This is a genomic window from Chryseobacterium sp. Leaf394, assembly GCF_001424105.1.
Taxonomy (GTDB): domain Bacteria; phylum Bacteroidota; class Bacteroidia; order Flavobacteriales; family Weeksellaceae; genus Chryseobacterium.
In genome coordinates, this window is the sequence record NZ_LMQH01000001.1 from 1 (window position 1) to 1,665 (window position 1,665).

Genomic DNA, 1,665 nt, shown 5'->3' on the forward strand with positions numbered 1-1,665 from the left:
GTAGCTGAAGGTACAGTATGAATAAGCACCGGCTAACTCCGTGCCAGCAGCCGCGGTAATACGGAGGGTGCAAGCGTTATCCGGATTTATTGGGTTTAAAGGGTCCGTAGGCGGATCTGTAAGTCAGTGGTGAAATCTCACAGCTTAACTGTGAAACTGCCATTGATACTGCAGGTCTTGAGTAAAGTAGAAGTGGCTGGAATAAGTAGTGTAGCGGTGAAATGCATAGATATTACTTAGAACACCAATTGCGAAGGCAGGTCACTATGTTTTAACTGACGCTGATGGACGAAAGCGTGGGGAGCGAACAGGATTAGATACCCTGGTAGTCCACNTAGCCACCTGGGGAGTACGTTCGCAAGAATGAAACTCAAAGGAATTGACGGGGGCCCGCACAAGCGGTGGATTATGTGGTTTAATTCGATGATACGCGAGGAACCTTACCAAGGCTTAAATGGGAATTGACAGGTTTGGAAACAGACTTTTCTTCGGACAATTTTCAAGGTGCTGCATGGTTGTCGTCAGCTCGTGCCGTGAGGTGTTAGGTTAAGTCCTGCAACGAGCGCAACCCCTGTCACTAGTTGCCATCATTCAGTTGGGGACTCTAGTGAGACTGCCTACGCAAGTAGAGAGGAAGGTGGGGATGACGTCAAATCATCACGGCCCTTACGCCTTGGGCCACACACGTAATACAATGGCCGGTACAGAGGGCAGCTACTATGCGAATAGATGCGAATCTCGAAAGCCGGTCTCAGTTCGGATTGGAGTCTGCAACTCGACTCTATGAAGCTGGAATCGCTAGTAATCGCGCATCAGCCATGGCGCGGTGAATACGTTCCCGGGCCTTGTACACACCGCCCGTCAAGCCATGGAAGTCTGGGGTACCTGAAGTCGGTGACCGTAACAGGAGCTGCCTAGGGTAAAACAGGTAACTAGGGCTAAGTCGTAACAAGGTAGCCGTACCGGAAGGTGCGGCTGGAACATCTCATTTTAGAGCGTCTTTCGACGTTAAACAAAAACAGTACGCAAGTACATTGTACTTATTTAAAGTTTTTTAGCTTTAGTTTTTTTATTTGGTTGTCATATTATAAAAACATAAACCCACTAGAAATTAGTATAAGGGATAAGAGATTGAGAAATGAAGNGCGCTACACTGATAATGTAGAGGTCGGCAGTTCGAGCCTGCCCGAGACTACTAATTGAAAAGACGGGAGATGAAAAGACAGGAGATATGAGACATTTTAATAGTCTCGGGTCTCTAATCTAATAATCTCGAGTCTAACTAGAGGGGAATTAGCTCAGCTGGCTAGAGCGCCTGCCTTGCACGCAGGAGGTCAAGGGTTCGACTCCCTTATTCTCCACCATNTGTCCCCCAACCCCAAATCCTAAGGATTCGACGTAAGTCAAAGGGGAGGGAAGGCAAAAAAAGAGTTTGAGATTTAGTTTAAAAGTTACGGATAGAGCCAAAAACAATATTCGTTCATTAAATCATCAAAACAGAAAAACCTAAAAAAGTCCCCTTCGGGGNCACCGATGGTTTATTCTTAAAAAAGCAGATAGAGCCAAAAACAATATTTTGCGGAATAGATCAGAAGTAGCAAAAAGATCATTGACATTAACGGTAAAAATATCACAAAGAGAAAACCGGGCGCGGAAAAGCGCTTG

The 1,665-nt window shown here is 45.9% G+C and carries 1 tRNA gene and 2 rRNA genes (1 of these 3 only partly in view); all 3 read left to right on the forward strand.

Annotation, left to right across the window (positions count from 1 at the left end):
* Positions 1-991: ribosomal RNA gene (locus ASG21_RS00005) — 16S ribosomal RNA — on the forward strand; the annotation flags it as partial.
* A gap of 296 nt (positions 992-1,287) precedes the next feature.
* Positions 1,288-1,364 (forward strand) — tRNA-Ala (locus ASG21_RS00010).
* A 293-nt stretch (positions 1,365-1,657) separates the two neighbouring features.
* Positions 1,658-1,665: ribosomal RNA gene (locus ASG21_RS00015) — 23S ribosomal RNA — on the forward strand; its annotated part runs 2,248 nt beyond the window's last position; the annotation flags it as partial.